At 65.4% G+C, this 24,804-nt stretch carries 24 protein-coding genes; 13 read left to right on the forward strand and 11 right to left on the reverse strand.

What is annotated here, in order from left to right:
- Nucleotide 1: 1 nt before the first annotated feature.
- From PVZ78_RS24690 to PVZ78_RS24735, 10 genes are all read left to right on the forward strand, one after another.
- Nucleotides 2-1,870, forward strand: a complete 1,869-nt coding sequence (locus tag PVZ78_RS24690) for an IucA/IucC family protein (RefSeq protein WP_273829415.1) — start codon at nucleotides 2-4, stop codon at nucleotides 1,868-1,870.
- On the forward strand, nucleotides 1,863-2,753 hold the full coding sequence (locus PVZ78_RS24695) for an ABC transporter substrate-binding protein (RefSeq protein ID WP_124313606.1): 891 nt from the start codon (nucleotides 1,863-1,865) through the stop codon (nucleotides 2,751-2,753). Before PVZ78_RS24690 ends, PVZ78_RS24695 begins: the two co-directional genes overlap by 8 nt.
- Entirely contained in the window at nucleotides 2,750-3,739 is a 990-nt protein-coding gene (locus tag PVZ78_RS24700; protein ID WP_273829416.1) for a FecCD family ABC transporter permease, read from the forward strand. The genes PVZ78_RS24695 and PVZ78_RS24700 overlap by 4 nt, the downstream gene beginning before the upstream one ends.
- Nucleotides 3,732-4,763: a FecCD family ABC transporter permease gene (locus PVZ78_RS24705; protein WP_038632590.1), complete on the forward strand. Its 1,032-nt coding sequence runs from the start codon at nucleotides 3,732-3,734 to the stop codon at nucleotides 4,761-4,763. Before PVZ78_RS24700 ends, PVZ78_RS24705 begins: the two co-directional genes overlap by 8 nt.
- Nucleotides 4,764-4,773: 10 nt before the next feature.
- Nucleotides 4,774-5,565: an ABC transporter ATP-binding protein gene (locus PVZ78_RS24710; protein ID WP_009043984.1), complete on the forward strand. Its 792-nt coding sequence runs from the start codon at nucleotides 4,774-4,776 to the stop codon at nucleotides 5,563-5,565.
- Nucleotides 5,562-6,341, forward strand: a complete 780-nt coding sequence (locus PVZ78_RS24715) for an IucA/IucC family C-terminal-domain containing protein (RefSeq protein ID WP_273829417.1) — start codon at nucleotides 5,562-5,564, stop codon at nucleotides 6,339-6,341. The genes PVZ78_RS24710 and PVZ78_RS24715 overlap by 4 nt, the downstream gene beginning before the upstream one ends.
- Nucleotides 6,338-6,952: an RraA family protein gene (locus PVZ78_RS24720; protein WP_273829418.1), complete on the forward strand. Its 615-nt coding sequence runs from the start codon at nucleotides 6,338-6,340 to the stop codon at nucleotides 6,950-6,952. The genes PVZ78_RS24715 and PVZ78_RS24720 overlap by 4 nt, the downstream gene beginning before the upstream one ends.
- A gap of 392 nt (nucleotides 6,953-7,344) precedes the next feature.
- On the forward strand, nucleotides 7,345-9,906 hold the full coding sequence (gene nirB / locus PVZ78_RS24725) for a nitrite reductase large subunit NirB (protein WP_273829419.1): 2,562 nt from the start codon (nucleotides 7,345-7,347) through the stop codon (nucleotides 9,904-9,906).
- Nucleotides 9,906-10,295 carry a nitrite reductase small subunit NirD gene (gene nirD / locus PVZ78_RS24730; RefSeq protein WP_124324422.1) on the forward strand — a complete coding sequence of 130 codons (390 nt, stop codon included), beginning with the start codon at nucleotides 9,906-9,908 and terminating at the stop codon, nucleotides 10,293-10,295. Before nirB ends, nirD begins: the two co-directional genes overlap by 1 nt.
- Nucleotides 10,296-10,387: 92 nt before the next feature.
- Entirely contained in the window at nucleotides 10,388-10,828 is a 441-nt protein-coding gene (locus PVZ78_RS24735; protein ID WP_041983698.1) for a CBS domain-containing protein, read from the forward strand.
- A gap of 75 nt (nucleotides 10,829-10,903) precedes the next feature.
- On the opposite strand, the gene PVZ78_RS24740 is transcribed toward PVZ78_RS24735, so the two are convergent.
- The 5 genes from PVZ78_RS24740 to PVZ78_RS24760 all read right to left on the reverse strand — a co-directional run bounded on the left by PVZ78_RS24740 (nucleotide 10,904) and on the right by PVZ78_RS24760 (nucleotide 14,341).
- Complete coding sequence (locus tag PVZ78_RS24740) at nucleotides 10,904-11,326, reverse strand: NUDIX hydrolase (RefSeq protein ID WP_273829420.1); 423 nt, start codon at nucleotides 11,324-11,326, stop codon at nucleotides 10,904-10,906.
- 103 nt (nucleotides 11,327-11,429) lie between these two features.
- The gene (locus tag PVZ78_RS24745; protein WP_273829435.1) at nucleotides 11,430-11,903 is read right to left on the reverse strand and encodes a DUF6392 family protein; all 474 of its coding nucleotides are present in this window, start codon (nucleotides 11,901-11,903) and stop codon (nucleotides 11,430-11,432) included.
- 28 nt (nucleotides 11,904-11,931) lie between these two features.
- On the reverse strand, nucleotides 11,932-12,393 hold the full coding sequence (locus PVZ78_RS24750; RefSeq protein ID WP_051423573.1) for a DUF6392 family protein: 462 nt from the start codon (nucleotides 12,391-12,393) through the stop codon (nucleotides 11,932-11,934).
- A gap of 39 nt (nucleotides 12,394-12,432) precedes the next feature.
- Nucleotides 12,433-12,894, reverse strand: coding sequence for a DUF6392 family protein (locus PVZ78_RS24755; protein ID WP_236643548.1), 462 nt, complete (start codon nucleotides 12,892-12,894; stop codon nucleotides 12,433-12,435).
- Between the two features lie 13 nt (nucleotides 12,895-12,907).
- The gene (locus PVZ78_RS24760; protein WP_273829421.1) at nucleotides 12,908-14,341 is read right to left on the reverse strand and encodes an S-type pyocin domain-containing protein; all 1,434 of its coding nucleotides are present in this window, start codon (nucleotides 14,339-14,341) and stop codon (nucleotides 12,908-12,910) included.
- 230 nt (nucleotides 14,342-14,571) lie between these two features.
- Between PVZ78_RS24760 and PVZ78_RS24765 the strand changes: the two genes are divergently transcribed.
- Both PVZ78_RS24765 and PVZ78_RS24770 read left to right on the forward strand, forming a co-directional pair.
- Nucleotides 14,572-14,802 (forward strand): hypothetical protein, encoded by a 231-nt coding sequence (locus PVZ78_RS24765; RefSeq protein WP_016705200.1) that lies wholly within the window; start codon nucleotides 14,572-14,574, stop codon nucleotides 14,800-14,802.
- 5 nt (nucleotides 14,803-14,807) lie between these two features.
- Entirely contained in the window at nucleotides 14,808-15,578 is a 771-nt protein-coding gene (locus PVZ78_RS24770; RefSeq protein WP_273829422.1) for a phytanoyl-CoA dioxygenase family protein, read from the forward strand.
- Nucleotides 15,579-15,590: 12 nt separating this feature from the next.
- Here PVZ78_RS24770 and PVZ78_RS24775 read toward each other — a convergent pair whose 3' ends face one another.
- Nucleotides 15,591-16,493, reverse strand: a complete 903-nt coding sequence (locus PVZ78_RS24775; RefSeq protein WP_038632574.1) for a LysR substrate-binding domain-containing protein — start codon at nucleotides 16,491-16,493, stop codon at nucleotides 15,591-15,593.
- Between the two features lie 160 nt (nucleotides 16,494-16,653).
- On the opposite strand from PVZ78_RS24775, the gene ydiJ reads away from it, so the two are divergent.
- Complete coding sequence (gene ydiJ / locus PVZ78_RS24780) at nucleotides 16,654-19,722, forward strand: D-2-hydroxyglutarate dehydrogenase YdiJ (protein ID WP_273829423.1); 3,069 nt, start codon at nucleotides 16,654-16,656, stop codon at nucleotides 19,720-19,722.
- 186 nt (nucleotides 19,723-19,908) lie between these two features.
- Here the strand turns inward: ydiJ and PVZ78_RS24785 are convergent, their stop codons facing one another.
- The 5 genes from PVZ78_RS24785 to PVZ78_RS24805 all read right to left on the reverse strand — a co-directional run bounded on the left by PVZ78_RS24785 (nucleotide 19,909) and on the right by PVZ78_RS24805 (nucleotide 24,405).
- Nucleotides 19,909-20,133 (reverse strand): hypothetical protein, encoded by a 225-nt coding sequence (locus tag PVZ78_RS24785; RefSeq protein ID WP_028684042.1) that lies wholly within the window; start codon nucleotides 20,131-20,133, stop codon nucleotides 19,909-19,911.
- A 196-nt stretch (nucleotides 20,134-20,329) separates the two neighbouring features.
- Nucleotides 20,330-21,865 carry an FAD-dependent oxidoreductase gene (locus PVZ78_RS24790; protein WP_273829424.1) on the reverse strand — a complete coding sequence of 512 codons (1,536 nt, stop codon included), beginning with the start codon at nucleotides 21,863-21,865 and terminating at the stop codon, nucleotides 20,330-20,332.
- 236 nt (nucleotides 21,866-22,101) lie between these two features.
- The gene (locus PVZ78_RS24795; protein WP_016705206.1) at nucleotides 22,102-22,560 is read right to left on the reverse strand and encodes a metallophosphoesterase family protein; all 459 of its coding nucleotides are present in this window, start codon (nucleotides 22,558-22,560) and stop codon (nucleotides 22,102-22,104) included.
- A gap of 152 nt (nucleotides 22,561-22,712) precedes the next feature.
- A complete protein-coding gene (locus PVZ78_RS24800; RefSeq protein WP_028684040.1) occupies nucleotides 22,713-22,895 on the reverse strand; it encodes a hypothetical protein in 183 nt (60 codons plus the stop codon).
- Nucleotides 22,896-23,055: 160 nt separating this feature from the next.
- On the reverse strand, nucleotides 23,056-24,405 hold the full coding sequence (locus tag PVZ78_RS24805; RefSeq protein WP_016705207.1) for a cation:proton antiporter: 1,350 nt from the start codon (nucleotides 24,403-24,405) through the stop codon (nucleotides 23,056-23,058).
- Nucleotides 24,406-24,804: the final 399 nt, after the last annotated feature.

The following is a 24,804-nucleotide window of genomic DNA, read 5'->3' on the forward strand; positions in this document are numbered from 1 at the left end:
GATGAACTTCACAACCATGGCCGCCGAACTGGTGATGCAGGACCTGATCGATTGCCTGCTGGCCGAAGACTTCTTTGGCCGCGAACCCTTGCCGTTGCTGACGGCCAGCCAATGGCGCCAGGCCCATCCTGAAGCCCCAGCCCTTGAAGGCGCGGATGCCCGGCAGCGGATCTGGGAATGGTGCTGCGACGCCCAGGAGCAGCGCTTTATCAGCATCGCCCTGCGCCCGGGCATCACCCAGCAGTGGGAGAAGGTCCCGGGCACGCAGGTGCTGGCCCGCCAGGAGCAGCGCTGGACCGCGCTGGGCCCGGTGGACTTCATGCGCCGCGTATTCACCGGCATGGGCCCGCGTTTCCAGGACAACGAAAAGGGCCTGACGCTGTTCCTCGAAGTGCTGCATATCAGCGTCTGGCAGACCGCCTTGTCCCTGGAGCACCGGGTCGACCACCAGGGCCTGATGGCCCAGGACGGCGCTACCTTTTTCCGCACCATGGAGCAGTGGGCTTCGCTGCGCGATCGTCCGTACCACCCGCTGGCCAAGGCCAAGCAGGGTTTGCTGCAGGCCGAATACCAGCAGTACCAGGCCGAGTTCGCCCAGCCGGTGGCGCTGAACTGGGTGGCGGTGCGCAAGGACCTGCTGCAAGGCGGCGAGGGCGTGACGGACCTGGAGCAGGTCTACCCGGCGCGCTACCTGTTGCCCGAAGCCTTGCAGGCACGCCTGGCCGGTGAACTGCGCGAGCGCGGTATCGGTGACAGCCACCTAGCCTTGCCGGTGCACCCGTGGCAGTTCGAGCATGTGTTGCAGGCGCAACTGGGCGATGCCTTCGCCCGTGGCGACTGCCAGCGCCTGGACTTCAGCGAAGCCACGGTGTTCGCTACTTCGTCGCTGCGCTCGATGACCCCTTGTTTCGCCAGCGCCGACTACCTGAAGCTGCCCATGGCCATCTACTCCCTGGGCGCCTCGCGTTACCTGCCGGCGGTGAAGATGATCAACGGCGGCCTCAGCGAGGCGCTGCTGCATCAGGTACGGCGCCTCGACCCGGTGCTGGAGCAGAGCCTGCACCTGTGCGACGAGAGCAAGTGGTGGGCTTTCATGCCGCCCCAGGCGACCCTGTTCGACGAGGCGCCGCGGCACCTGTCGGCGATGGTCCGCGGTTACCCGCAAGCCTTGCTCGACGACCCGGACTGCCGCCTGCTGCCGATGGCCGCCCTGGGCACGCCATTGCCCGGCAGCAACCGGCACTTCTTCGATGAATGGATGCAGTACCGCCAACTGCCAGTGACCCAGGCTTCGGTGCTGACCCTGTTCAGCGAGCTGTGCCAGCGCTTCTTCGACGTCAACCTGCGGATGTTCCGCCTCGGCATGCTCGGCGAGGTGCACGGGCAGAACGCGGTGCTGGTGTGGAAGGCCGGCCAGGCCCAGGGCCTGCTGCTGCGCGACCACGATTCGCTGCGCATCTTCGTGCCGTGGCTGGAGCGCAACGGCATGGCCGACCCGGAGTACCGGATCAAGAAAGGCCACGCCAACACCCTGTACCACCAGCGTCCCGAGGACCTGCTGTTCTGGCTGCAGACCCTGGCGATCCAGGTCAACGTGCGGGCGATCATCGACACCCTGGCCCAGGTCTACGCCTTGCCGGCGACTGCATTGTGGAGCGCCTTGCGCCAGGTACTGGACGGGCTGCTGCAGAGCATCGACTTCGACGACGAGGCGCGGGCGATGATCAGGCACCAGCTGTTCGAAGCGCCGCGCTGGCCGCAGAAGCTGCTGCTGACGCCGATGATCGAACGCGCCGGCGGCCCGGGCAGCATGCCGTTCGGCAAGGGCGAAGTGGTCAACCCGTTCCAGCGGCTGGCCGCCGATGCCTGATCCGCTGCTCCATCCTTGCAGGCGCACGCTGTTGCGCCTGTCCCTGGGGCTGCTGGCATTGCCCCGGATCGCCCGCGCCGAACCGTTGCGCCTGGTCACCCTGTTCCAGGGCGCCACCGACAGCGCCGTGGCGTTGGGCGTGACGCCTTGCGGCGTGGTGGAGTCGTCGAGCGAGAAACCGACCTTCCGCTACCTGCGCCCGGCGCTGGCGAATGTTCCTCATGTCGGCCTGGAAACCCAGCCCAGCCTGGAGGACATCGTGCTGCTGGAGCCGGACGTGATCGTCGCCTCGCGCTTTCGCCACCAGCGCATCGCGCCGCTGCTCGAGCGCATGGGCACGGTGCTGATGCTCGAGGAAGTCTTCGAGTTCAAGCGCACCCTGGCGCTGATGGGCGCGGCCCTGAACCGGCAACAGCAGGCCAGCAGCCTGCTGGGGCAATGGCAGCAGCGGGTGGCGCGCTTGCGCGAGCAGTTGCAGGCAAATTTCGCCGGGCGCTGGCCGCCTACGGTGTCGGTGCTGGATGTGCGCGAAGACCATATCCGCAGTTACCTGCCGAGCAGTTTCGCCGGCTCGGTGCTCACTGAGCTGGGCTTCGCCTGGAACCCGGTCGCCCGCGAGTCCCGCGGCACCTATATCAAACTCACCAGCAAAGAGAACTTGCCCGTGGTCGATGCCGACCTGTTTTTTGTATTCCAGCGAGACAGCCAGGCGGTGCAGCACAACTATGAACGGCTGGTGCATTACCCGTTCTGGCAGCAGCTGCGCGCCGTGCAACAGCAGCAGGTGTGGCGGGTGGATGGCATCGCCTGGAGTTTCTCCGGCGGAATCCTCGGCGCCAACCTGATGCTCGACGACATTGCCCGCCTGGTGGCGCCTTCATGAGCCGTGGCCTGAAACTCGGCCTGGCGTGTGTCGTCCTGCTGCTGTGCGCCGGCCTGAGCCTGGCGGCCGGGGCGACCTGGATCGAGCCGTCGCAACTGCTCAAGGGCCTGCTGCAACCGGACAGCCTGAGCGCCGGCCAGCAGTTGATCTTCAGCAGCCGCTTGGCGCGCACCCTGATGGCTGTCGCCGTGGGCGCGAGCCTGGCGGTGGCGGGGGCGCTGATGCAGGCGCTGACCCGCAACCCGCTGGCGTCGCCGGGGCTGTTCGGGGTGAATGCCGGGGCGACCTTTGCGATCATCCTCTGCTCGTCGCTGTTTGCCTTGTCGTCCATGAGCCAGTGGTTGTGGTGCGCCTTTATCGGCGCCGCGCTGGCCGGCAGCCTGGTGTGGCTGATCGGCAATCGCGGGCAGGGCAGCCTCAACCCGCTACGCATCGTGCTCGCCGGGGCGGCGATCACCGCGTTGTTTTCCGCCTTCAGCCAGGCGTTGCTGGTGGTCAACGAGGAGGGGTTGGACACCGTGCTGTTCTGGCTCGCCGGGTCGTTGTCCGAGCGTGACCTGGCGCTGGCCGCGCCGCTGCTGGTGGGCGTGTTGCTGGCCTTGCTGGGGTCGTTGCTGCTGGCCGGGCAGGTCAATGTGCTCAACGCCGGCGAAGCCATCGCCATCGGCCTCGGGCAGCGCACCGGGTTGATCCGCTGGCTGATGAGCGTGCTGATCATCGGCCTGGCGGGCAGTGCGGTGGCGCTGGCGGGCAGCATCGGTTTCATCGGCCTGCTGGTGCCGCACATGGTGCGCAAGGGCCTGTCCATCGACCACCGCTGGTTGCTGCCGGGGTGCGCGGTGCTGGGAGCGATCCTCCTGCTGCTGGCCGACACCCTGGGGCGCCTGGTGATCCTGCCGCAGGAGGTGCCGGTGGGGGTGATGACCGCGTTGTTCGGCGCACCGTTCTTTATTTTCCTGGCGCGCCGTGGAGGTCGTTATGAGTAAGACCCTGACCCTGCGCAGCGCCGGTTTCTCGCGGCGCATCGACCTGGCGACCCTGTGGCGGCTGTCGCTGGCGCTGCTGGCGACGGCGCTGGTGATGCTCGGCGCCTTGTCCCTGGGCAAACTCAAGCTGTCGCCGCTGACCGTGCTGGAGCTGCTGTGGCACGGCGGCGATGAGCGCCTGCTGTTTATCGTCGAGCAACTGCGCCTGCCGCGCCTGCTGCTGGCGGCCCTGGTCGGCGCGGCGCTGGCGGTGTCCGGCCTGATTTTGCAGAGCATCATCCGCAACCCGCTGGCGTCCCCCGATCTGCTGGGCATCACCAGCGGCGCCAGTGCCGCGGCGGTGCTGTACCTGTCGTTCTTTTCCCTGCTGCTGGGCCCGCAGTTCTTGCCACTGGCGGCGATGCTCGGCGCCGGGCTGGCGGCCCTGGCCATTTACCTGCTGGCCTGGAAGCAGGGCACCTCGCCGCTGCGCCTGGTGCTGATCGGCGTCGGCGTGTCGGCGCTGCTGGCGGCGGTGACCACCTTTGTCCTGGTGTTCAGCCCGCTGACCACCACCTTGTCGGCCTATGTCTGGCTCACCGGCAGCGTCTACGGCGCCAGCTGGCCGGAGCCGCGGGCCCTGGGCGGCTGGCTGCTGGCGATCCTGCCGTTGCTGGTGTGGCTGGCGCGCCAGGTGCGGGTGCAACAACTGGACGACGCCTTGGCCCAGGGCATCGGCGTGCGGGTACAGTGGCTGCGCGCCGGCCTGCTGCTGGTGAGCGTGGCCCTGGCCGGGGCGGCGGTGGCCTGGGGCGGGGCGATTGCCTTTGTCGGGCTGATTGCGCCGCATATCGCCAAGCGCCTGGTGGCCCCGGGTTTCGCCGGGCAAGCGGTGATGGCGGCGCTGGTCGGCGCCAACCTGGTGATGCTCGCCGACCTGATCGGGCGCACCCTGTTCCTGCCCCTGGATCTGCCGGCGGGGATCTTCGTCGCGGTGCTGGGCACGCCGTTCTTTCTTTATCTTTTGATCAACCAGCGGCACTAAGGAATTCCCGATGTCCTCGATGGCAACCCAGCAACTGACCCTGGGCTATCAGCGCCAGGTGATTATCGACGGGCTGGACCTGCAACTGCCGGCGGGCCAGGTGTCGGTGCTGATCGGCAGCAACGGCTGCGGCAAGAGCACCCTGCTCAAATCCCTGGCGCGGCTGCTCAAGCCGCAGCAGGGCTCGGTGATCCTCAATGGCGAGGATATCCAGCGCAAATCCACCGCGGCGGTGGCGCGGGAACTGGCGATCCTGCCGCAGATGCCCAGCGCCCCCGAAGGCATCACCGTGCGCCAGCTGGTGGCCCTGGGGCGTTATCCCTACCAGAACTGGATGCAGCAATGGTCGGCCCAGGATGAAGCCATGGTCGAGCGCGCCCTGTTGCAGACCGGCGTGCAGGCCCTGGCGGAGCGGCCGGTGGACGCCTTGTCCGGCGGCCAGCGCCAGCGGGTGTGGATCGCCATGACCCTGGCCCAGGACACCGAGATCGTGCTGCTCGACGAGCCCACCACCTTTCTCGACCTGGCGCACCAGATCGAGGTGCTGGACCTGTTGCGCGAGCTCAATCGCCAGGAGAACAAGACCATCGTCATGGTCCTGCACGACCTCAACCTGGCCTGCCGCTACGCCGACCATATGGTGGCGGTGCACCAGCGCACCGCGTTCGCCCAGGGCCGGCCGGCAGAGATTCTGACCGAGGAACTGGTCAAGCAGGTGTTCGACCTCAATTGCCGGATCATCCCCGATCCGTTTTTCGGCACGCCGCTGTGCATTCCCTTTGGCCGGGAACTGCCGCAATGAGCCTGCAAGCCGCCTTCAACGCGCAAGACTGGAGCGTGCTATCCGGGTCGCTGCGCCTGAAACCCATGGCGCAATGTGACCGGCAGCGCTCCCTCAGTGCCCGGGCCTTGCTTGACGATGAAACCTGTATCGCGCTACTCGACCAGCTGGGGCCGGTGATCGGTTCGCCGACCCGAGGGATCACCGCCTCGCTGCTGGCCAAGCGTTTTTCCTTCCTCGCCACCGGCGCCTGCCTGTACGCCATGTCGGTGTGCGACCAGGGCCTGCTGCTGTCCCTGGACGATTGCGTGATCGAGTACGGCCACGACGACGGCCTCTGGACTTCGTCGATGCCGCTGCCGGACCGGGCTCCGCAGGTTTATGCCGCGGGCGAACGCGAAACCTGGCGCGCGTCCATTGTCGAGTCGTTGTTCGCCGGAGTGCTGGCGCCGCTGTGGCAGACCTTCAACCGGGTCAGCGGCATTTCCCGGCGCATCCTCTGGGAAAACACCGCGGTACGGGTCTATTCGCTGTACGAAAAACGCATGAGCAAGGTCGAGGACCCGCTGATCCGCCTGCGTCATGAGGCGGACTTCGACTGGCTGCTGCACGAGGCCGCACCGCCGCTGTTCGGCCTGGACTACAACCCACTGCGGCACTTCCGCCGCCCGCCGACGCAGTTGGAGGAGGGCAAGAGCATCCGCTTTCGCCGCACCTGCTGCTTCTATTACGAGGCCACTGAGCCCGCCGAATACTGCTCCACCTGCCCGCTGCTGCGCCCGAGGAAATGCCGATGATCGCTCCGCGCCAACCACCCGCCAGTGCTGCCTTGCTCGAGCATTACCGCGGCATCGCGCCTTCGACCCTTGGCCACTTTGGCGACGAGGGTTACCTGCGCGGTATCCGCCCGCTGTTCGACGGCCTGCGCATGCTCGGCACTGTGGTCACGGTCAAGGTCTTCGCCCCGGATGGCGCCATCCTGCGCGATGCGCTGCTGCTCAGCGAACCGGGGGATGTGCTGGTGATCCAGTGCGTGGGCGATGAGGAGTGCGCCTGCTGGGGCGAACTGCGGACCCTGGCCGGGTTGATCAAGGGCCTTTCCGGGGTGGTGGTGGAGGGCGCGGTCACCGATGTCGCCGCCCTGCGCGAGCATCGCCTGCCGGTGTTCAGCCGTGGCGTCAGCGCCTACACCACCCGGGGGATCGGCCAGCAAGGGAAGGTCAACCTGCCCATCGAGGTGGCTGGGGTGCGGGTCAACCCGGGGGATATCGCCATCGGCGACGACGACGGGGTGTTTATCCTCGACGGGCAACGGGCCGAGGCGCTGTTGCCGCAGTTGTTGGTCAAGGAGGCGCTGGACCGCGAGCGGCGCGCGGCGTTCTTGCAGCGTCTGGCTTCTATTGGCTGAGTTGGGGCGCGGCGGTGGATTTGCACTTTTATAAGGCGTCGCCGACCCGACCTTGCACCAGGCTAAGGCGATTCCTGGCCCAGGGCAGGCTATCCGGGAGCCTTGCAGAATGGCCGCGCAAGCCCGCCAGCACGGCGTTTCAAGGCGTGCGGCGCAGCCTGGCACAAAGGCTGCAAGACAGCCGATAACGCCCCACCGCGCATGTCGCGGGCGGGCCGCCCCATCGGTCAACGCGGATCGATCGGCCAACAGGCCATGGGCACTCGGTGAATCAGGCACAGCAGCCCGATCGCACACCGCAAATAACAGGCAAAGGCGCCTGAAACCGTGAGGTTTCAGGCGCTTTTTTTTGCTTTAAAAAAACCGTGATTGGCTTGGGTCGGGTGCTATTTATGAATGCCATTGTTGCCCCTTTGAACACACACAAAACCCTGATCGTGATCGGCAACGGCATGGTCGGGCATCATTGCGTCGAACAACTGGTGGCGCGCGGCGCCCTCGAGCAGTACCGCCTGCACGTCTTCAGCGAAGAGCCGATGCGCGCCTACGACCGGGTGCACCTGTCCGAGTATTTCACCGGTCGCGACGCCGAATCCCTGGCCCTGGGCGACGCTGCGCTGTACCAGACCCCGGGTCTGACCCTGCACCTGGGGGTGGCGGTGCTGCGCATCGACCGCGCCAATCGCCAGGTGGTCACCGCCGCCGGCCCGGTGCACTACGACAAGCTGGTGCTGGCCACCGGTTCCTATCCCTTCGTGCCGCCGATCGAGGGCGCCGAGGGCGACTCGCGCCTGGTCTATCGCACCCTGGAAGACCTCGACGGCATCCGCGCCGCGGCCGCCAATGCCCGGCGCGGCGTGGTGGTGGGCGGCGGGCTGCTCGGCCTGGAGGCGGCCAACGCCTTGAAGAGCCTGGGCCTGGAAGCCCATGTGGTGGAGTTCGCGCCGCGGCTGATGCCGGTGCAGCTGGACGAGCAGGGCGGTCGCGCGTTGAAGGCGCGGATCGAAGCCCTGGGCGTCGGCGTGCATCTGGGCAAGGGCACCCAGTCGATCAGCGCCGGCGAGCAGTACCGCTACCGGATGAACTTCGCCGGCGACGACTTCCTCGAAACCGACCTGATTGTGTTCTCCGCGGGCATTCGCGCCCAGGACGCCCTGGCCCGCGATTGCGCCCTGGAGATCGGCCCGCGCGGCGGCGTGGTGGTGGACAACCAGTGCCTGAGCGGCGACCCGCATATCTACGCGATCGGCGAGTGCGCCAGCTGGAACGGCAGCATCTTCGGCCTGGTGGCCCCGGGTTACCAGATGGCCCGCAGCGTCGCCGCGCAGCTGTGCGGCGAGCCTGGCGAACCCTTCATGGGCGCGGACATGTCGACCAAGCTCAAGCTGCTGGGGGTGGATGTCGGTTCCATCGGCGACGCCCAGGGCCTGACCCCGGGGGCGCGCAGCTACCAGTTCATCGACGAAGCCACGGCCAGCTACCGACGCCTGGTGGTGGATGCCAGCGGCAAGCAGGTGCTCGGCGCGGTGCTGGTGGGCGACAACAGCTACTACGACACCTTGCTGCAATACATGCAGAACGGCATCGCCTTGCCCGCCGAACCGGCAGGCCTGATCCTGCCGTCCAGCGCCGGCGCGCCGACCCTCGGCCCGGGCGCCTTGCCCGAGTCGGCCACGGTCTGTTCCTGCCACAACGTGACCAAGGGCGCGATCTGCTCGGCCATCGACGGTGGCTGTTCCGAGCTCGGCCAGCTCAAGGCGCAGACCAAGGCCTGCACCGGTTGCGGCGGTTGCGCCGGCCTGCTCAAGCAGGTGTTCGAGCACGAGCTGATCGCCCGCGGCGTCAGTGTCGACAAAAGCCTGTGCGAACACTTCGCCTACACCCGCCAGGAGCTGTACGCGCTGGTGCGGGTCGAGGGCATCCTCAGCTTCGACGAGATGTTCGCCAAGCATGGCCGTGGCCATGTCGGCTGCGATATCTGCAAGCCGGCGGTGGGCTCGATCCTCGCCTCGTGCTGGAACCAGCCGATCATGGACCGCTCCCTGGTGCCGCTGCAGGACACCAACGACACCTTCATGGCCAATATGCAGAAGAACGGCACCTACTCGGTGGTGCCGCGAATCGCCGGTGGTGAAATCACCGCCGACAAGCTGATCGTGATCGGCCAGGTGGCGAAGAAATATGACCTCTACACCAAGATCACCGGCGGCCAGCGCATCGACCTGTTCGGCGCCCAGCTGCACCAGCTGCCGGATATCTGGGCCGAGCTGATCGCCGCCGGTTTCGAGACCGGGCATGCCTACGGCAAGTCGACCCGCACCGTGAAGTCCTGCGTGGGCAGTACCTGGTGCCGTTACGGCGTGCAGGACAGCGTGCGCATGGCCCTGGAGATCGAGGACCGCTACAAGGGCCTGCGCTCGCCGCACAAACTGAAGTTCGCGGTGTCCGGCTGCACCCGCGAATGCGCCGAGGCGCAGAGCAAGGACGTCGGCGTGATCGCCACCGAGAAGGGCTGGAACCTGTACGTCTGCGGCAACGGCGGCATGCGTCCGCGCCACGCCGAACTGTTCGCCACCGACCTCGACGACCAGACGCTGATCCGCTACATCGACCGCTTCCTGATGTTCTACATCCGCACCGCCGACCGCCTGCAACGCACCTCGGTCTGGCGCGAGAGCCTGGAGGGCGGCCTGGATTACCTCAAGGCGGTGATCATCGACGACAGCCTGGGGCTGGGCGCCGAACTGGAAGCGCAGATGCAACTGGTGGTGGACCGCTACGAATGCGAATGGGCCAACGCCCTCAAAGACCCGGAAAAACTCAAGCGCTTCCGCACCTTCGTCAACGACCAGCGCCCCGACCCGGACATTCACTTTGTCCAGGAACGCGGCCAGCGCCGGCCGATCATGGCCGCCGAACTCAACCTGATCCCTGTCACCGAGGAGGTGCTCTGATGAGCCTGTCGCCAAGCCTGCAACCTATCGAAAGCGGATTCGCCGAACAGCCCGGCGTGCAGTGGCAGGCGGTGTGCAGCCGCCAGGACCTGGTCAGCCACAGCGGCGTGGTGGTCTGGCACGACGGTGCCCAGGTGGCGCTGATCTACCTGCCGGACGCCACGCAACAGACCCTCTACGCCATCGACAACCATGACCCGCAGTCCGGCGCCAACGTGATCGGCCGCGGCCTGGTGGGCTGCATCAAGGATGAACTGGTGATCGCCTCGCCCTTGTACAAGCAGCACTTCCGCCTGGCCGACGGCACCTGCCTGGAATACCCGGAGCAACGCCTGCGCACATGGCCGGCGCGGCTGCGCGGCGACGTGGTGGAAATCGGCGTGCGCTAAGCCGCACGCCTTAGCCAATCCAGATCCATGCCTGACTCCGCGCCACCCGGCGCGGGGCCGGAACCCCTGTTGCCCAAGTATCGGAGACGCCCATGAAAACCGCTGCTCAGTTGCTGAAGTTGAAGGCCGTGGAACACCGCCAGGTGCACAGCATCGGCCCGGACCAGATGGTGCTCGAAGCACTGCAAATGATGGCGCAGAAAAATGTCGGCGCACTGCCGGTGATAGAAGCCGGCCAGGTGGTCGGCGTCATCAGCGAACGCGACTACGCCCGCAAGGTAGTACTGCAAGGCCGCTCATCGGTAGGCACCCCAGTCCGCGCCATCATGAGCGCCCCGGTGATTACCGCCGACAGCCAGCACAGCATCGAACGCTGCATGGCCGTGATGACCGACAGCCACCTGCGCCACCTGCCGGTGCTGGAAGGCGAGCAACTGATCGGCTTGCTGTCGATTGGCGATCTGGTGAAGGAAGCGATTGTCGAACAAGCGGATCTGATTCGGCAGTTGGAGCACTATATTCGCGGGGATTGAGGGGAGGGGGCGGGTGAGTGAGATTGCCGGATTGTTGCCGCATAAATGGACGTGCCGTAAAGAGGCGATTGGCTGTCAATTCTCCATGGGTGCTTTTGCGAGACTACGTCTTATAAACCCCAAAGCATCTTTGTAAATCTGATGCCAGGCTTCAGAGGGGTCACTCATTAATGGATGCCAGAAAAACCTGAACTCACGCCCGCCGTCATCCTCAGTGTGATGAACCCAGGTATCAGGGAGGTCCTGCGCGACATGACACTCATGGAATGCCCACATCTGTCCGGTTATAGGCGAGCGCCACACCCCCAAATCTCGTACCACCTTGCCTTGAACCCCGGCTTCTTCGAACAGCTCTCGAGCAGCGGCCGTCTCGGTCGACTCTCCGGGCTCCACGCTACCCTTGACCAATTGCACACCTGCCAACGGATGCTCAAACGCCAGAATTTCTAGGGTTTCACTGCTCCGTAGCACCACCGGACAGGCTTTATCTACTGTCATGCCATCTTCCTATTGGTTTGTAATTTCGCATCCTGATCAACTGGAAAACCTTCCCGAAGGCGATGCGGCGTTCATACCAAATACCAGCATTGCCCCAGCAGAACTAAGAGCGTGATCTTTCGTTCAGTTCGAACACTACATCTTCAACCTCCATTTCGGCGTTGTATTTGAAAACCACCTGGGTCTCTTTAGGCATGCTCGAAATACGATAGGTATCAGACCCACCTGTCATACCTCTAATGGGCATTTTGAAGGGGGCTCGTGATGCAAAAGGCTCTCCGAAACGGGATCGTACCCACTGTTGGCTCATTCGAGTTTCAAGTTTGTAGGGCAGTCCTCCCCCGTAGGTGGATGCTCCCTCGAAGCTTTCGAGCAAGCTGATAAAGAGAGTCTCAAACCGTAGATTGCTGGCCCAGAACCCCATCTCGAGACCCGATTCAGGGGCCATCGATAAGGTATCGCTGTCGTCGAAGATACCTGTTGGCGGACCTCCAGGAAGATACATTCCGGAGGCAATCATTTCGGGGTAGGTGCGGCCAAGGTTCTTAACCAGCTTATCGATCATGACGGCGTTCATTTCCTCGTTCACGGTACCTCCTGCAAAACTACGCATGTGATCTCTCGTTCAGCCTGAAAACGATGCCTTCCACTTCCATTTCAACGGTGTACTTGAACAACACATGGATGCTCTTGGACATGCCTGGTAAACGATAGCTATCCCAGCCGCCTGTCATGCCGGAGATAGGCACTCTATAAGGCGCTCCTGACTCCAGCGGCTCGCCATATTGAGATTTAATCCATGCCTGATTCATCTTCGTTTTGAGCTGGTAGGGAAGACTCCCTCGGTATATGGGCTCTCCTTCAAAACCCTCAAGAAAGGTAATGAACAGGTTTTCAAAACGTTGAGTGCTGGCCCAGAAACCCAATTCGATCCCTGGCTCCGGCGACACTGTCACCCTGTCGCTGTCATCAAAGATGCCCTTTGGTGGTCCTCCTGGGAGATACATTCCTGAGGCAATCATTTCGGGGCAAGTACGTCCAAGATTTTTAACCAGTTCATCAATCATGGCGGCGTTCATATCTATAGCCGTGCTGTTCGAGTAGAACTAAGCGCGTGATTTTTCGTTCAACTCGAACACCACCATCTCCACGTCCATCTCAACGTTGTACTTGAACGCTACTTGAGTACTTTTCGGAACGCCGGGGAGGCGATAAACATCCCAGCCACCTGTCATGCCTAGTACCGGGATTCTATAAGGTGCGCCTGATTCCAATGGCGAACCAAACCGGGATCTAACCCAAGCTTGGCTCATCCTCGGCATGAGTTGGTAGGGCAGGCTTCCTTTGTAGATTGACTCCTCGGGGAAGCTCTTCTGCAGGGAGATATACAAAGCCTCAAAGCGCTGAGTGCTGGCCCAGAACTCAAGCTCAATACCTGCCTCAGGCCACATGGCCATGGTATCGACATCCTCGAACATACCTTTTGGAGGTTCGCCGAGAAGATACATCCCGGAGGCAATCATTTGGGGATAGGTGCGGCCAAGGCTTTTAACCAGGTCATCAATCATTGCGGCGTTCATTTCAATACCAGCCTTGTTCCTGATGGAGGTTATGCAGGTCGGTTCGCGCCTTTTCGATCTGCTCGTCGGTGAGGCCTTCTTCTAGCAAGAAGGGCTTGAGGGTATCTAGATTAGTGTCCACCGCCTCACGCAGGTCGGCGGCATCCTTGGACTGCTGGAGCTTTGTGTTTCTGCCGCCATATGTCTCGCTGTACTTTTGGTGCACTTTGCGTGGAATTGCAATGCTTGGAGCCTTTCGCAGGGCGGCGTTTAGCTGTCCCTCGGTTATACGAGGATTATTTGCTTTCAAGAAAACTCTCAACGCCGCTTGCGACGGTATGTGATCAATATCCAACCCATCCTTCGCACTTCTACTGCTCAGATCATTCGCCGGTCCAACCTCCAACGGGTTGACCATGGGCTTGGCGAAGACCAGGTACAACGAGCGAATGCCGCTGTCTGCCGGGAAGGTGATGATGCAGTCTTCGACCTTGAACTCGTCGAGGGGCGCGCCCTGGAGTTGGCTGTCGCCGCCTTCGGCGATGGGGTGGACCATGAGACGGGCCAGTTCGTCGGTCACGCTCGGGTAGGCTGTCGGGGCGGTGATGACCGGGCCGTTGTGCGGTGTCCAGGTGATGGTGAGTGTGCCGAGGTGGGCCTGCATGGCGTTTTTGTCGGCGTTCCAGCGGGCCTTGATCACCGGGACGCGGTCCTGGCCCGATTGGGCGCTGGTGTGGATGCCGTGGATTTGCAGCACGCCCTGGCTGTCGCGGCGGAACTGGAAGCGCACCCGGGTGGTGGCGGCGCGCAGCTCGCGCAGTTGTTCTTCGCTGTAGAAGGAATCGTCGCCGAGCCGGGTCGGGGTCATGGCCAGGAGCAGTACCTGGCCCGCCGGGCCGCCGACGGTCCTGGCCGCGGTGCCGGCCATCTGCAGTGACCAGGCGAAACTCCTGAGGAGCAGCTCGCCGGCGACCCTGCCGAGCCCGACCTCGGTCGCCGAGGATGCCATGAGCATGGTCTTGCCGAAATTGCCCGCGGGCTCGCTGGCGGTGCCGGCCTGGGTGGTGCCCCAAGGGACGCTGCTGATGGACTTGGCGAAGACCAGGTCGGTGCGGGGAACGGGATCGGGCCAGGGGTCTGGCCGAAGGTAGACCGGGTCCGGTTCCGGGGCGGGGCAGACCAGGCCGCCGCTGGCTGTTGCGGCGGAACTGTCGGTGACCAGCACCCAGTCACCGTTTCTGACGGCGGCAAGAATCTCCCGATCGCTGTTGATCGTGTAGTGCTCACGCAGCAGCTCCTCCAAGCCTTCGATGCTCGACCTGTTGCGTTGCAGCGCCATACGCACCCGGGTTTCGGCGTCATGGGCACTTTGCGCATGCCGTGCCTCGGGGGCGGAGCTTTTCAGTAAACGCATGTCGGTAAACGCATCGGCGGCTTCGCTGTCTGGATCAGCCACCCATGCTAGGGGGCCACCCCGGCGCGACGCTTTAGGCCCTTTCTGAAACGCTTGAAAGAAAACTCGCTTGTGGGCCGCGGATAAAACCGGCCGTCCGGAATTGGCGATAAAGCCTGCCGTTCGTCATGGCGCGCCGAGCTGAATTCGACTTTTGCCGAGAATGGATTAATAGCTGTTGTGAGGGCCTTGCCAGGCCCGGCTGGGTTGCCATCCGCCGGAGGTTGCGCCAGATGAACGACTACTTTCTCGACGAAACCCTCGAGGAGCGCCGCCAGCGCCGGGTGGCGCAGGCGCTGAGCTTGAACCCCGACGAAGTGGCGCGCTGGGTCGTGGCCATGGAGGAGGACGGCAGTGGCATGGGGTATGTGATCGAGTTTTCCGCCGCGACGCCGGTCGGGGTGCTGGCCAGGGTGCCGGGGCTGGGCAGCGATCGGCTGATCAATATCGGCCCCATCGACTAGCCGCCATGACCCACGTCCAGCCCCCGCCAGCACTGACCGCCGAGCGTCTGCGGGCATTGCACAGCGAGGGGTTCGTGCTGCTGCCCGGCGTGCTCGACGGGTTGCAAATCCAGCTGCTGCGCTACGCCATCGACGGCCTCAAGCCCCAGCACTGGGACTACAGCGGCTTGCTCGAACACTACAAATGCGTGTTCAACCGCGACCCGCTGTGGCTGCCGTTTCTCGATCTGCCGGGGGTGATCGAGCTGGCCGAGGCGGCGTTGGGCGCCGATTGCCATCTCATCGGCCAGACCGCCTGGCGCTGTCATCCGGGCTTTCAAGGGATGGGGCTGCACCTGGATTACCTGGCGATGCAATTGCCCCGCAGCCTGCTCAGCGATCCGGCATTCGAGCTGCCGATGCAGATCTGTACCTGCCACCTGTACCTCGACGATATCGACCAGGACCTGTGCCCGACCCGCGTGGTGCCGGGCAGTCATCGAGCCGGGCGGCCGCCACGGGCCGGCGAGGAACATTGGCATGGCCGAACGGCCCAGGCCGTGCTGTGCCAGGCCGGCGACGCGCTGATGTTTCGCAGCGAGCTGTGGCATGCCGGCAGCGAGAACAGCAGCGCCGAACGCATCCGCTACCTGCTGCAGGTGCACTATGGCCGGCGCATGGTGGCGCAGAAGTTTTCGCCCTATCTGCACTGGTGTTTCAACCCCGAGGTGCTGGCCGCGGCCTCGGCGCGCCAGCGGCGCCTGCTCGGCGAGCATGAGGAGGCCGAGTACGACTGAGCGAGGCGACTGTCAGCTGTCGGGAAAGGGGATCGACAGCAGCCAGCGACTGAACGCCTGCAACGATGGCAGGTGCTGATAGCGGCTGGGGTAGGCCAGGTAATAGCTGCGACCGCTGTCCACCGGCTCGAACAGCGCCACTAGCTCGCCGCTGTGGATCTCGTCCTGCACCAGGATGCGCGGCACCAGGCCGATGCCGATGCCGGCGACCACCGCCTGGATCAGGTGCGCGGTCAGCTCGAACCCCGGGCCCATGCGCATCGCCCGCGGATGCAGGCCGTTCTGCTCGAACCACTCGGGCCAGGCGTCGGGACGCGACACCACGTTCAGCAGCAACTGTTGCGCCACGTCGCCGACGGACATCGAGCCGTGCTCGGGCAGGGCCTTGGGGCTGGCCACCACCGTGAGCTTTTCCGACAGCAGCCGATGGGCCTCGTAGCCGGGCCAGTGGCCGGTGCCGGCGCAGATGATCGCGTGCATGTCGGCGGTGTCCTTCGACAGGTCGCTGGTGACGATCCGCGAATGGATATGCACCAGGGTGCCCGGATGGCTGGCGTAAAAGTCATGCATGCGCGGCAGCAGCCATTTCGAGCCGAAGGTCGGCAGCACCGCCAGGTGCAGCGGGCCGCCGCCAGCCTTGTGGGCGATGGTCTGCAAGGTGGCGTTGCGGATCCGCGCCAGGGCCGCCGCCAGTTCGTGGTGATACAGGGCGCCGGCGGCGGTCAGCTCGATATGCCGGCCGTCACGGCTGAACAGCGGCACTTCCAGCAGCGACTCCAGGGCCTGGACCTGGCGGCTGACGGCGCTCTGGGTCAGTGCCAGTTCTTCGGCGGCCTTGGTGAAGCTGCCATGCCGCGCCGCGGCCTCGAAGGCCACCAGCACCGACATCGACGGAGTGAGACGTCTGGGGTTCATTCATAAAACTCATGAAAAAAGCACATGAAATACATTTGCCCGCGGGGCAAGGCTTCAGGAAAATAGGCTTTTTCGGCTGGCCGCCGCCCCTCGGGCTGCGTGCAAGCATACGTGTTTTGCATGCACCGCTGCGCCTTTTCTCTGCCTGGAAGCCTTTTTGATGATTGCTCTGCTTGCCCCCGAACGCGACCCGCTGGCCCACTACCAGGCTTTCCTCGACGCCCTGGCCGCCGACGGTTTTCGTGGCGAGATCGCCCGTGACCTGGGCCTGCGCACGGTGCTGGCCACCGACAACTCGATCTACCAGCGGCTGCCACAAGCCGCGGTCTTTCCCCGGGATGTCGCGGACGTCGAGCGGCTGGCCCGGCTGGCGGCGAGCCCGGAACACCGCGCGGTGGTGCTGACCCCTCGTGGCGGCGGCACCGGCACCAACGGTCAGTCGCTGACCGACGGCATCGTGGTCGACCTGTCGCGGCACATGAACCAGATCCTCGAGATCAACGTCGAGGAGCGCTGGGTGCGGGTGCAGAGCGGGGTGGTCAAGGACCAGCTGAACGCCGCCCTCAAGCCCCATGGCCTGTTCTTCGCCCCGGAGCTGTCGACCTCCAACCGCGCCACCGTCGGCGGCATGATCAACACCGACGCCAGCGGGCAGGGCAGCTGCACCTATGGCAAGACCCGCGACCACGTACTGGCGCTGAGCACCGTGCTACTGGGCGGCAGCCGCCTGGACAGCGCGCCCATCGACAACCGGCAATTGACCGACGAGGCGGCGCGGACCGACCGCATCGGCGAGGTCTACCGCTGCGCCCAGGACATCGCCGACCACCAGGCCGAGCTGATCGAGGCGATCTTTCCCAAGCTCAATCGCTGCCTGACCGGTTATGACCTGGCGCACCTGCGCGAGAGTCCGGAGCAATTCAACCTCAACAGCGTGCTCTGCGGTTCCGAAGGCTCCCTGGGCTTTATCGTCGAGGCGCGGCTGAATGTGCTGCCGATTCCCCGGCACTCGATCCTGGTCAACGTGCGCTACGCCGGCTTCATGGATGCGCTGCGCGACGCCAAGGCCTTGATGGCGCTGAAACCGCTGTCGATCGAGACGGTGGATTCCAAGGTGTTGATGCTGGCCATGCAGGACATTGTCTGGCACGGCGTGGCGCGGTATTTCCCCGAGCAGGCGGACACCCCGACCCTGGGCATCAACCTGATCGAGTTCAGCGGCGATGACCAGGAAGAGCTGGAGCAGCGGGTCGACGCCTTTGTCCGGCACCTGCAGCAGGACAGCTCGGTGGTGCGCCTCGGCCATACACTGGCCATCGGCGCCCAGGCGGTCAACCAGGTGTACGCCATGCGCAAGCGCGCGGTCGGCCTGTTGGGCAACGTCCAGGGCGAAGCGCGGCCACAGCCCTTTGTCGAAGACACCGCGGTGCCGCCGGAGAACCTGGCGGACTACATCCTCGAATTCCGCGCGCTGCTCGATGGTTATGGCTTGCAATACGGCATGTTCGGCCATGTCGACGCTGGCGTGCTGCACGTGCGGCCGATCCTCGACATGAAGGACCCGGAACAGGCGGCCTTGATCCGGCCGATCTCCGATGCGGTGGCGGCGCTGACCCACAAGCACGGTGGCCTGCTGTGGGGCGAGCACGGCAAGGGCCTGCGCTCGCAGTACGTGCCGGACTATTTCGGCGAGCTCTATCCGTCGTTGCAGGCGCTGAAGGCCGCGTTCGACCCGTTCAACCAGCTCAACCCCGGCAAGATCGCCACCCCGGCCTCGGTGCCGGAGGCGCGCCTGACCCGGGTCGACGAAGTGGTGCTGCGCGGCGAACTCGATCGCACCATCGACGAGCGCGTCTGGCAGAGCTACGACAGCGCCCTGCATTGCAACGGCAACGGCGCCTGCTACAACTTCGACCCGGACGACGCCATGTGCCCGTCGTGGAAGGCCACTCGCAACCGCATTCATTCGCCCAAGGGCCGCGCCTCGCTGATCCGCGAGTGGCTGCGGCTGCAGGGCGAGCAGGGGGTGGATGTGCTGAACGGCGGTGGCACGCGGCTTTCCAACCTGGCCCGGCGCATCTACAACAGCGCGGCACGGCTGGGCGGGCGCGAGGACTTCTCCCATGAGGTGTACGACGCCATGGCCGGTTGCCTGGCGTGCAAGTCCTGCGCGGGGCAGTGCCCGGTCAAGGTCAATGTGCCGGAGTTCCGCTCGCGCTTCCTCGAGCTGTACCACGGCCGCTACCTGCGCCCGCTGAAGGATTACCTGATCGGCTCCCTGGAGTTCAGCGTGCCTTATCTGGCGCGCCTGCCACGGCTGTACAACGCGCTGATCAGCGCGGCGCCGGTCAGCCGTGCCCTCAAGCACCTGGCGGGCATGGTCGACAGCCCGTTGCTCAGCACCCTGGATTTCCAGGCGGTGTGCCGCCGGCGCAATGTGCGCATGGCCAACGCCGCAGAACTGGCGACGCTGTCCGAAGGGCAGCGCCAGCGCAGCGTGATCCTGGTGCAGGACGCCTTTACCCGGTTCTTCGAGACGCCGCTGGCGGCCGAGTGGCTGGAGCTGATCGAGCGCCTGGGCGTGCAGATCTACCTCGCGCCTTTCGCCGCCAATGGCAAGCCCTTGCAGGTCCAGGGTTTCCTCGGCGCCTTTGCCCGGGCCGCGCGCTACAACGCGCAGTCGCTGCTGAAACTGCAGGCCAGCGGCGTGCCCCTGGTCGGCCTCGACCCGGCGATGACCCTGGTCTACCGCCAGGAATACCGCAAGACCCTGGGTGCGGCTCAGGCGCCCGAGGTGCTGTTGCCGCAGGAATGGCTGGCCCGGGTGCTGCCTGCAGTACCTGGTGAGGCATCGGCTGAAGCGAGCCCGAACACCGAGGCCGAGCCCTATCAGTTCCTTGCGCACTGCACCGAGAAGACCAACGAGCCGGGCAGCATCGGCCTGTGGCAACAGGTGTTCGCGCGCATGGGGTTGAAGTTGCAGGTGCTGGCCAGCGGTTGCTGCGGCATGTCCGGGACCTACGGCCACGAGACCCGCAACCTGGCGACTTCGCAGGTGATCTACCAGCAGTCCTGGCAGCCGCTGGTGGCGCGCCACGGCCAGGGCGGGCGGCTGCTGGCCGATGGTTATTCCTGCCGCAGCCAGGTCAAGCGCCAGGAAGGGCAGGGCCTGCAGCACCCACTCCAGGTCCTGCTGGAACAACTGCGCAAGCGTCCGCTCGAGGCCTGATCAGCTCCACCGTGGCGCGGTTTGCGAGCGCTACGTCGGAATGCCGCCCAGCGCGATCGCAGCCTGCGGCAGCGGCTACAGGAATCGCGTTGTCTGTGTAGCCGCTGCCGAGCCTGCGAGGCTGCGATCGGTTGCGCAGCAACCGCAAACCCTGAATCCCGGATCTCCCTGCCGGCGCCGGTGCCTTCAGTCGCCGCTGTCCATCAACTGCTTGATGCGCAGCCAGTCGTTGCGCGCTTCCAGGTATTTTTCGTTCGCCAACTGTTTGGCTTGGCTGAACAGGGCCAGGCGGTCGTCGTCGACATGGTCGGTGTTAAGCAGCTCATAGGCCTGGACATCCAGGCGGTCGGCTTCGGCAAACAGCCGGGCGTTATTCGCCAGCTCCCGGTTGAATCGTTCTGTCCTGCTCATGGATGCATCGTCCTCCTTAATCCTGCATAGGGCCGGCCACGGCAAAGCACCCGAGCACATGGATATTCATCGCTGTTGCTGTCCTGGCCCAGGGTGCCGCGGCCGCTGGCCGAGATATCGAGACCTTGCCTGGATTTGGAAAGTCGCCTTTTACCCAGGGTTCCATGGGGCTGCCGAGCGGTTGTCGCCAGCCACTTCATTCCGGCGTGCCCTGGATCAGCTCCAGGGCCTCGCTGCGCGACAGCGGCCGTTGCATGCGCTGCGACAGCAGCGCCATGGCCCGCGGGTACTCGCAGGCGACCACCGATTCCACCTGTTCGTTGAAGCACAGCAGGGCGATGAAGCGGTACTGCTCCGGCTCGCCCTCGAAGACGATCTGGTTCCAGCGGCGGGCGTGGCCGAGCACCTCGAAGGTCTGGTCGTAGAAGTAGGTCCAGAAGAATGGCACCACGCTGAAACTCAGCTGTTCGCCGAGCATGTTGCACGCCGCGAGCTGGCCCTGTTGCTGGGCCACGCGCCAGTGTTCGATGCGCTGCGTGCGGCCGTCGCAGGGGAAGCTCACGATGTCGCCGGCGGCCCACAGGCCATCGGCCACCGCCAGGCCGGCATCGGCCTTGAGCGAGCCGTCCTCGGCGCGTTCGAGGCCTGCGACGAAGGTCGTGGCAGGGCTGACGCCGGTGCCGAACAGCACTAGGTCGACGGCAATGCGCTGGTCGTTGTCGAGGACCACCTGTTGCACCTGGCCTTCGCCGACCAGGGCCCGGGCTTCGCAAGCGGCGTAGTAGATCACCCCGTGCTGTTCATGCAGGGCCCGTATGGCGCTGCCGATGCGTTCTCCCAGCTGGCGTTGCAGCGGTACCTGGTGGCGGCCGATCAGGTACACCATCAGCCCGCGTTTGCGCAGCGCCGAGGCGACTTCCAGGCCGATGAAGCCGTCGCCGATGATCGCCACGCGCTTACCGGGCCGGGCCTGTTCCAAGAGGCGCGCGGCATCCTCGCGCGAGCGCAGCATGAACACCCCTGGCAGGTCGGCCCCTTCGATGGCCGGCAGGCGCGGTTCGGCGCCAGTGGCCAGGAGCGCCGCGTCGTAGTCCAGGCGCAGGCCGTCGGCCAAGAGGATCTGCCGCCGCCCTGGGTCGAGGCGCAGGACCTCGGCCTTGAGCACCCGTATATCGGCCTTGCGATAGAACTCCGGCTCGAGCAGGGCGGGAACCTCTTCCGGCGGCATCTCGCCGGCCAGCACGTATTTGCTCAGGGCCGTGCGGTCATAGGCGGGTCGCGCTTCCTTGTCGATCCAGGTCAGGTTCCTGCCGAAGCCCTTGGCCCGCAGGGTCGCCACCGCGGCGGCCCCGGCGGCGCCAGCGCCGATCACCAGCAGCCGGCGCGAGTCGGCCTGCCGTGGCGGGGCGGACTCGGGCATGGGCTGGTCGGCAACCCAGACCCGGTTGTCATGGCGGATGTCGACTTTGTAGCGCTTGAGGCTCGCCAGGGGCGGCGGCTCGCAGACTTGCCCGCTGGCGCAGGCAAAGGCGCCCTTGTGCCAGGGGCAGATCAGTTGCCCCTGATACACCGCGCCCTGTTCCAGCGGCGCCCCGGCGTGTGGGCAATCGGCCTGGTAGGCCTGGACCTGATCGCCGGTGCGAATCAGCAGCACGGCCTCGGCGCCGACCTGGACCCGGGTGCCGCGGTCTTCGGGCAGCTGGTCGAGGCGAGCCACGACATAAAAGGTCATCGCTTTTCTCCTGCGCATTGCGCGCCCTCGGCCATCCTTGCGCGTCACCTTCTCGGGTGCGCGGGGCCGGGTACGGAATCTTCTGCTCGAGGGCGCAACGCGGCCCGGCCTAGTGGCTTCGCACGGCTTTCGTCATGAACGCCGCCAATCGCTGGATTAAGTGTGGACCCTGCAAAGCCCGGCCGATGGGCATGCTCCGATAGCCGGTCATGCTCGGGCCGGCAGGCGCCGGGGTGCTAGACCGTCAGTTCGATCAGGTGGCCTTCGACCCGACCGGCCTCGATGGTCAGATACCCCAGGCTGACCGGCAGCTTGAAGCGCCTCGGCCCGGCGCTGCCCGGGTTGATGTACAGCACTTCGTCCTGCCAGAACAGCCGCGGCTGATGGGAGTGGCCGCTGACCACCACCCGCACGCCCGGCGGCAGGGGCTTCGGCACGTCGGCCAGGACATGGCAGAGCAGCAGCTCGACGCCATCGAGCTGCACGGTGAGGTGATGGGGCAGGGCGTGGGCCCAGGCATGGGGTTGGTCGACATTGCCGAACACCGCGGTCACCGGCGCCAGGTGTCCGAGGGTAGCGAGTATCTGCGGGTCGCCGATATCGCCGGCGTGCAGGATATGCGCGCAGCCCTGCAGCGCCGTCAGCGCGCCGGGACGGAGCAAACCGTGGGTGTCGGAGATCAGGCCTATTTTCATCCGCTGTTGTTCATCCAAGGCTTTTTAACGGGGTTCTGCCGTGGCAAGCATAGCGTGTCGCGCGTGACGATCAGCGGGCCGGACAGGCCGGTGAGAGGGATTGTTCGTGCAAAAGCCGGAGCGTGTCAGGGACAACGCTCCGGCCATGGGCATCAGGCTTTGCGGGTGCCGCCGCCGGAGCCTTGGGCGCCACCTTTCTTGCCGGCGTCAGGGGCTTTTTGCCGATCGGCGGGGACGTTGCCACCCGAGCCCTGGCCACCGGATTTCTTGCCGGCGGGGGAGGGTTTTTGAGTGTCCTTGTTGCCCATGAGTGGGTTTTTTCCGCTGGTAGCCATTTTTTCAATCCTCGGTAGTGAGCGATTTGACACCTCGCAAGATTGGGAAACGAAGCGCAAACGAAAGTTTGAAAAAGTTTCCTGCGGGACGACGAATGGATTGGCCGCGAGGGGACGTATTCATTCCGGACCCGGCCAGCGCGTTCATGCCCATGGCCCGTCAGCTTCGCCGGCGTTTTTTATGGTGCTCGTAGCGGGCGAGCATCGGTTGGGTGCTGAGGCCGTGGGCCAGGATGCTCAGGGCCACCACCGACAGGGTGAGGTTGGCGCTGGCATCGGCCAGCGCCGGGTGGAGGTCGTGGTTGAGGGCATAGAACAGGTAATAGAGGCTGCCGATGCCGCGGATGCCGAACCAGCCCAGCAGCAGGCGCTGGCGACCGTCGAGCAGGCGGCCCCAGGGGATCAGCAATACGCTCAGCGGGCGGATCAGCAGGAACAGCAGGGCGCCGACGGTCAGCGCATGCCAGTCCCAATGGGCGATCAGCACCACGCCGAGCAGGGTCACCAGGAACACTTCCATGGCCCGTTCCACCAGGCCGCCGAAGGCCAGCATGTCGCCGAGCATGATGCCTGCCGCGACCTGGCTTTCCTGCAGGGCCTCGACGTCGCCATGCACCGCCTGCGCCGGATCGACATGCTGGTGGCCGACCACCGGCTGTACCAGGTGTTCGGCCGGCGCCCGGGCATGGTCGCTGGAATGCACCTCGGCCTGGCGCAAACCCAGGGCGGCGGCGAACACCGCGAGAAAGCCGTAGCCCTGGATCAGTTCCGCCACCACGTAGGCCAGGGCGATCAGGGCGAAGGTCAGGTAGTCGTTCGGCGAGACCGTGCTGTCGGCGTACTTGATCCGCTGGTGCAGGGTCAGGTGGCCGAGGCCGCGGCCCATCCAGTAGCCGCTGAGCAGCCCCGCGGGCACCGCCCAGAGCAGGCTGACCACCACCCAGTCGCCGAGCCAGGCGCCGGGGTCGTCGCCCTGGCGGGTCAGCAGCAGGCCGAGGATCACGAAGGGAAACGCCACGCCGTCGTTCAGCCCGGCCTCGCCGGACAGGCCGAAGCGCACCCGGTCGTAGTCCTTGGCGTCGCTGACCTGGACCAGGGTCGCCAGCACCGGGTCGGTCGGGGCGAGGATCGCGCCGATCAGCAGCGACGGCCCCCAGGGCATGTGCAAACCGTAGTGCAGCAGCAGGCCGACCCCGGCGATCGACAGCAGCATCACCGGCCCGGCCAGGCCAAAGGCGATGCGCCAGCTGCGGCTGCTGAGCGGCAGCCTGAGCTTGAGGCCGCTGACGAACAGTGAGAACAGCACCGCCACTTCGGTCAGGTGTTCCATCCAGCCCGCGGCCTGGTGGATGTCCAGTTGCAGCAGGCCGAGGCCGGCGGGACCGATGGCGATCCCCAGCGCCAGGCAGACCACCGAGGTGGTCACGGGCATCCAGCGCAGGTAGGAGGAGGTCAGCGCGAGGATCAGCAGCACCGCGCCCAGGACCGCGACCCAGGCAATGAAGGTCATGCTTGCCTCGGGTCGCGCGCAGCGAGGCTGCCTCGAGTGTGGGCAGGCCCGGCCAGCGGCGCGGCGATCATGAACGGGCTCGGGACGACAGGCATGGACAGATCCTCATGAGCGCGGACGTACAAGGCAGGAACGCTCGCCAGCTCGCAGCAGCGGGCCCTCAAGCTGAAGACGCCCGCCAGGCCCGGACGTTCCGTCGGGGAGCCGTACGGCAGGTGCCGTGGCCATTCGTCCATTGCTTCGCACCCGCGGCCCGCGGCGCTATCGAACAAGGACAGGGCAATATCGCCCGGAGCGATACGGAGGTGCTTATGACTCGCCAGCCCGTTGATCCGCGCGACGATCCGCAGAACGATCGCACGCGTGCCCCCGAACCGCTGGAACCGCAGGACGCCCACG

Source organism: Pseudomonas sp. SBT1-2 (assembly GCF_028640875.1).
In the GTDB taxonomy this organism is placed as follows: Bacteria; Pseudomonadota; Gammaproteobacteria; order Pseudomonadales; family Pseudomonadaceae; genus Aquipseudomonas; species Aquipseudomonas chlororaphis_I.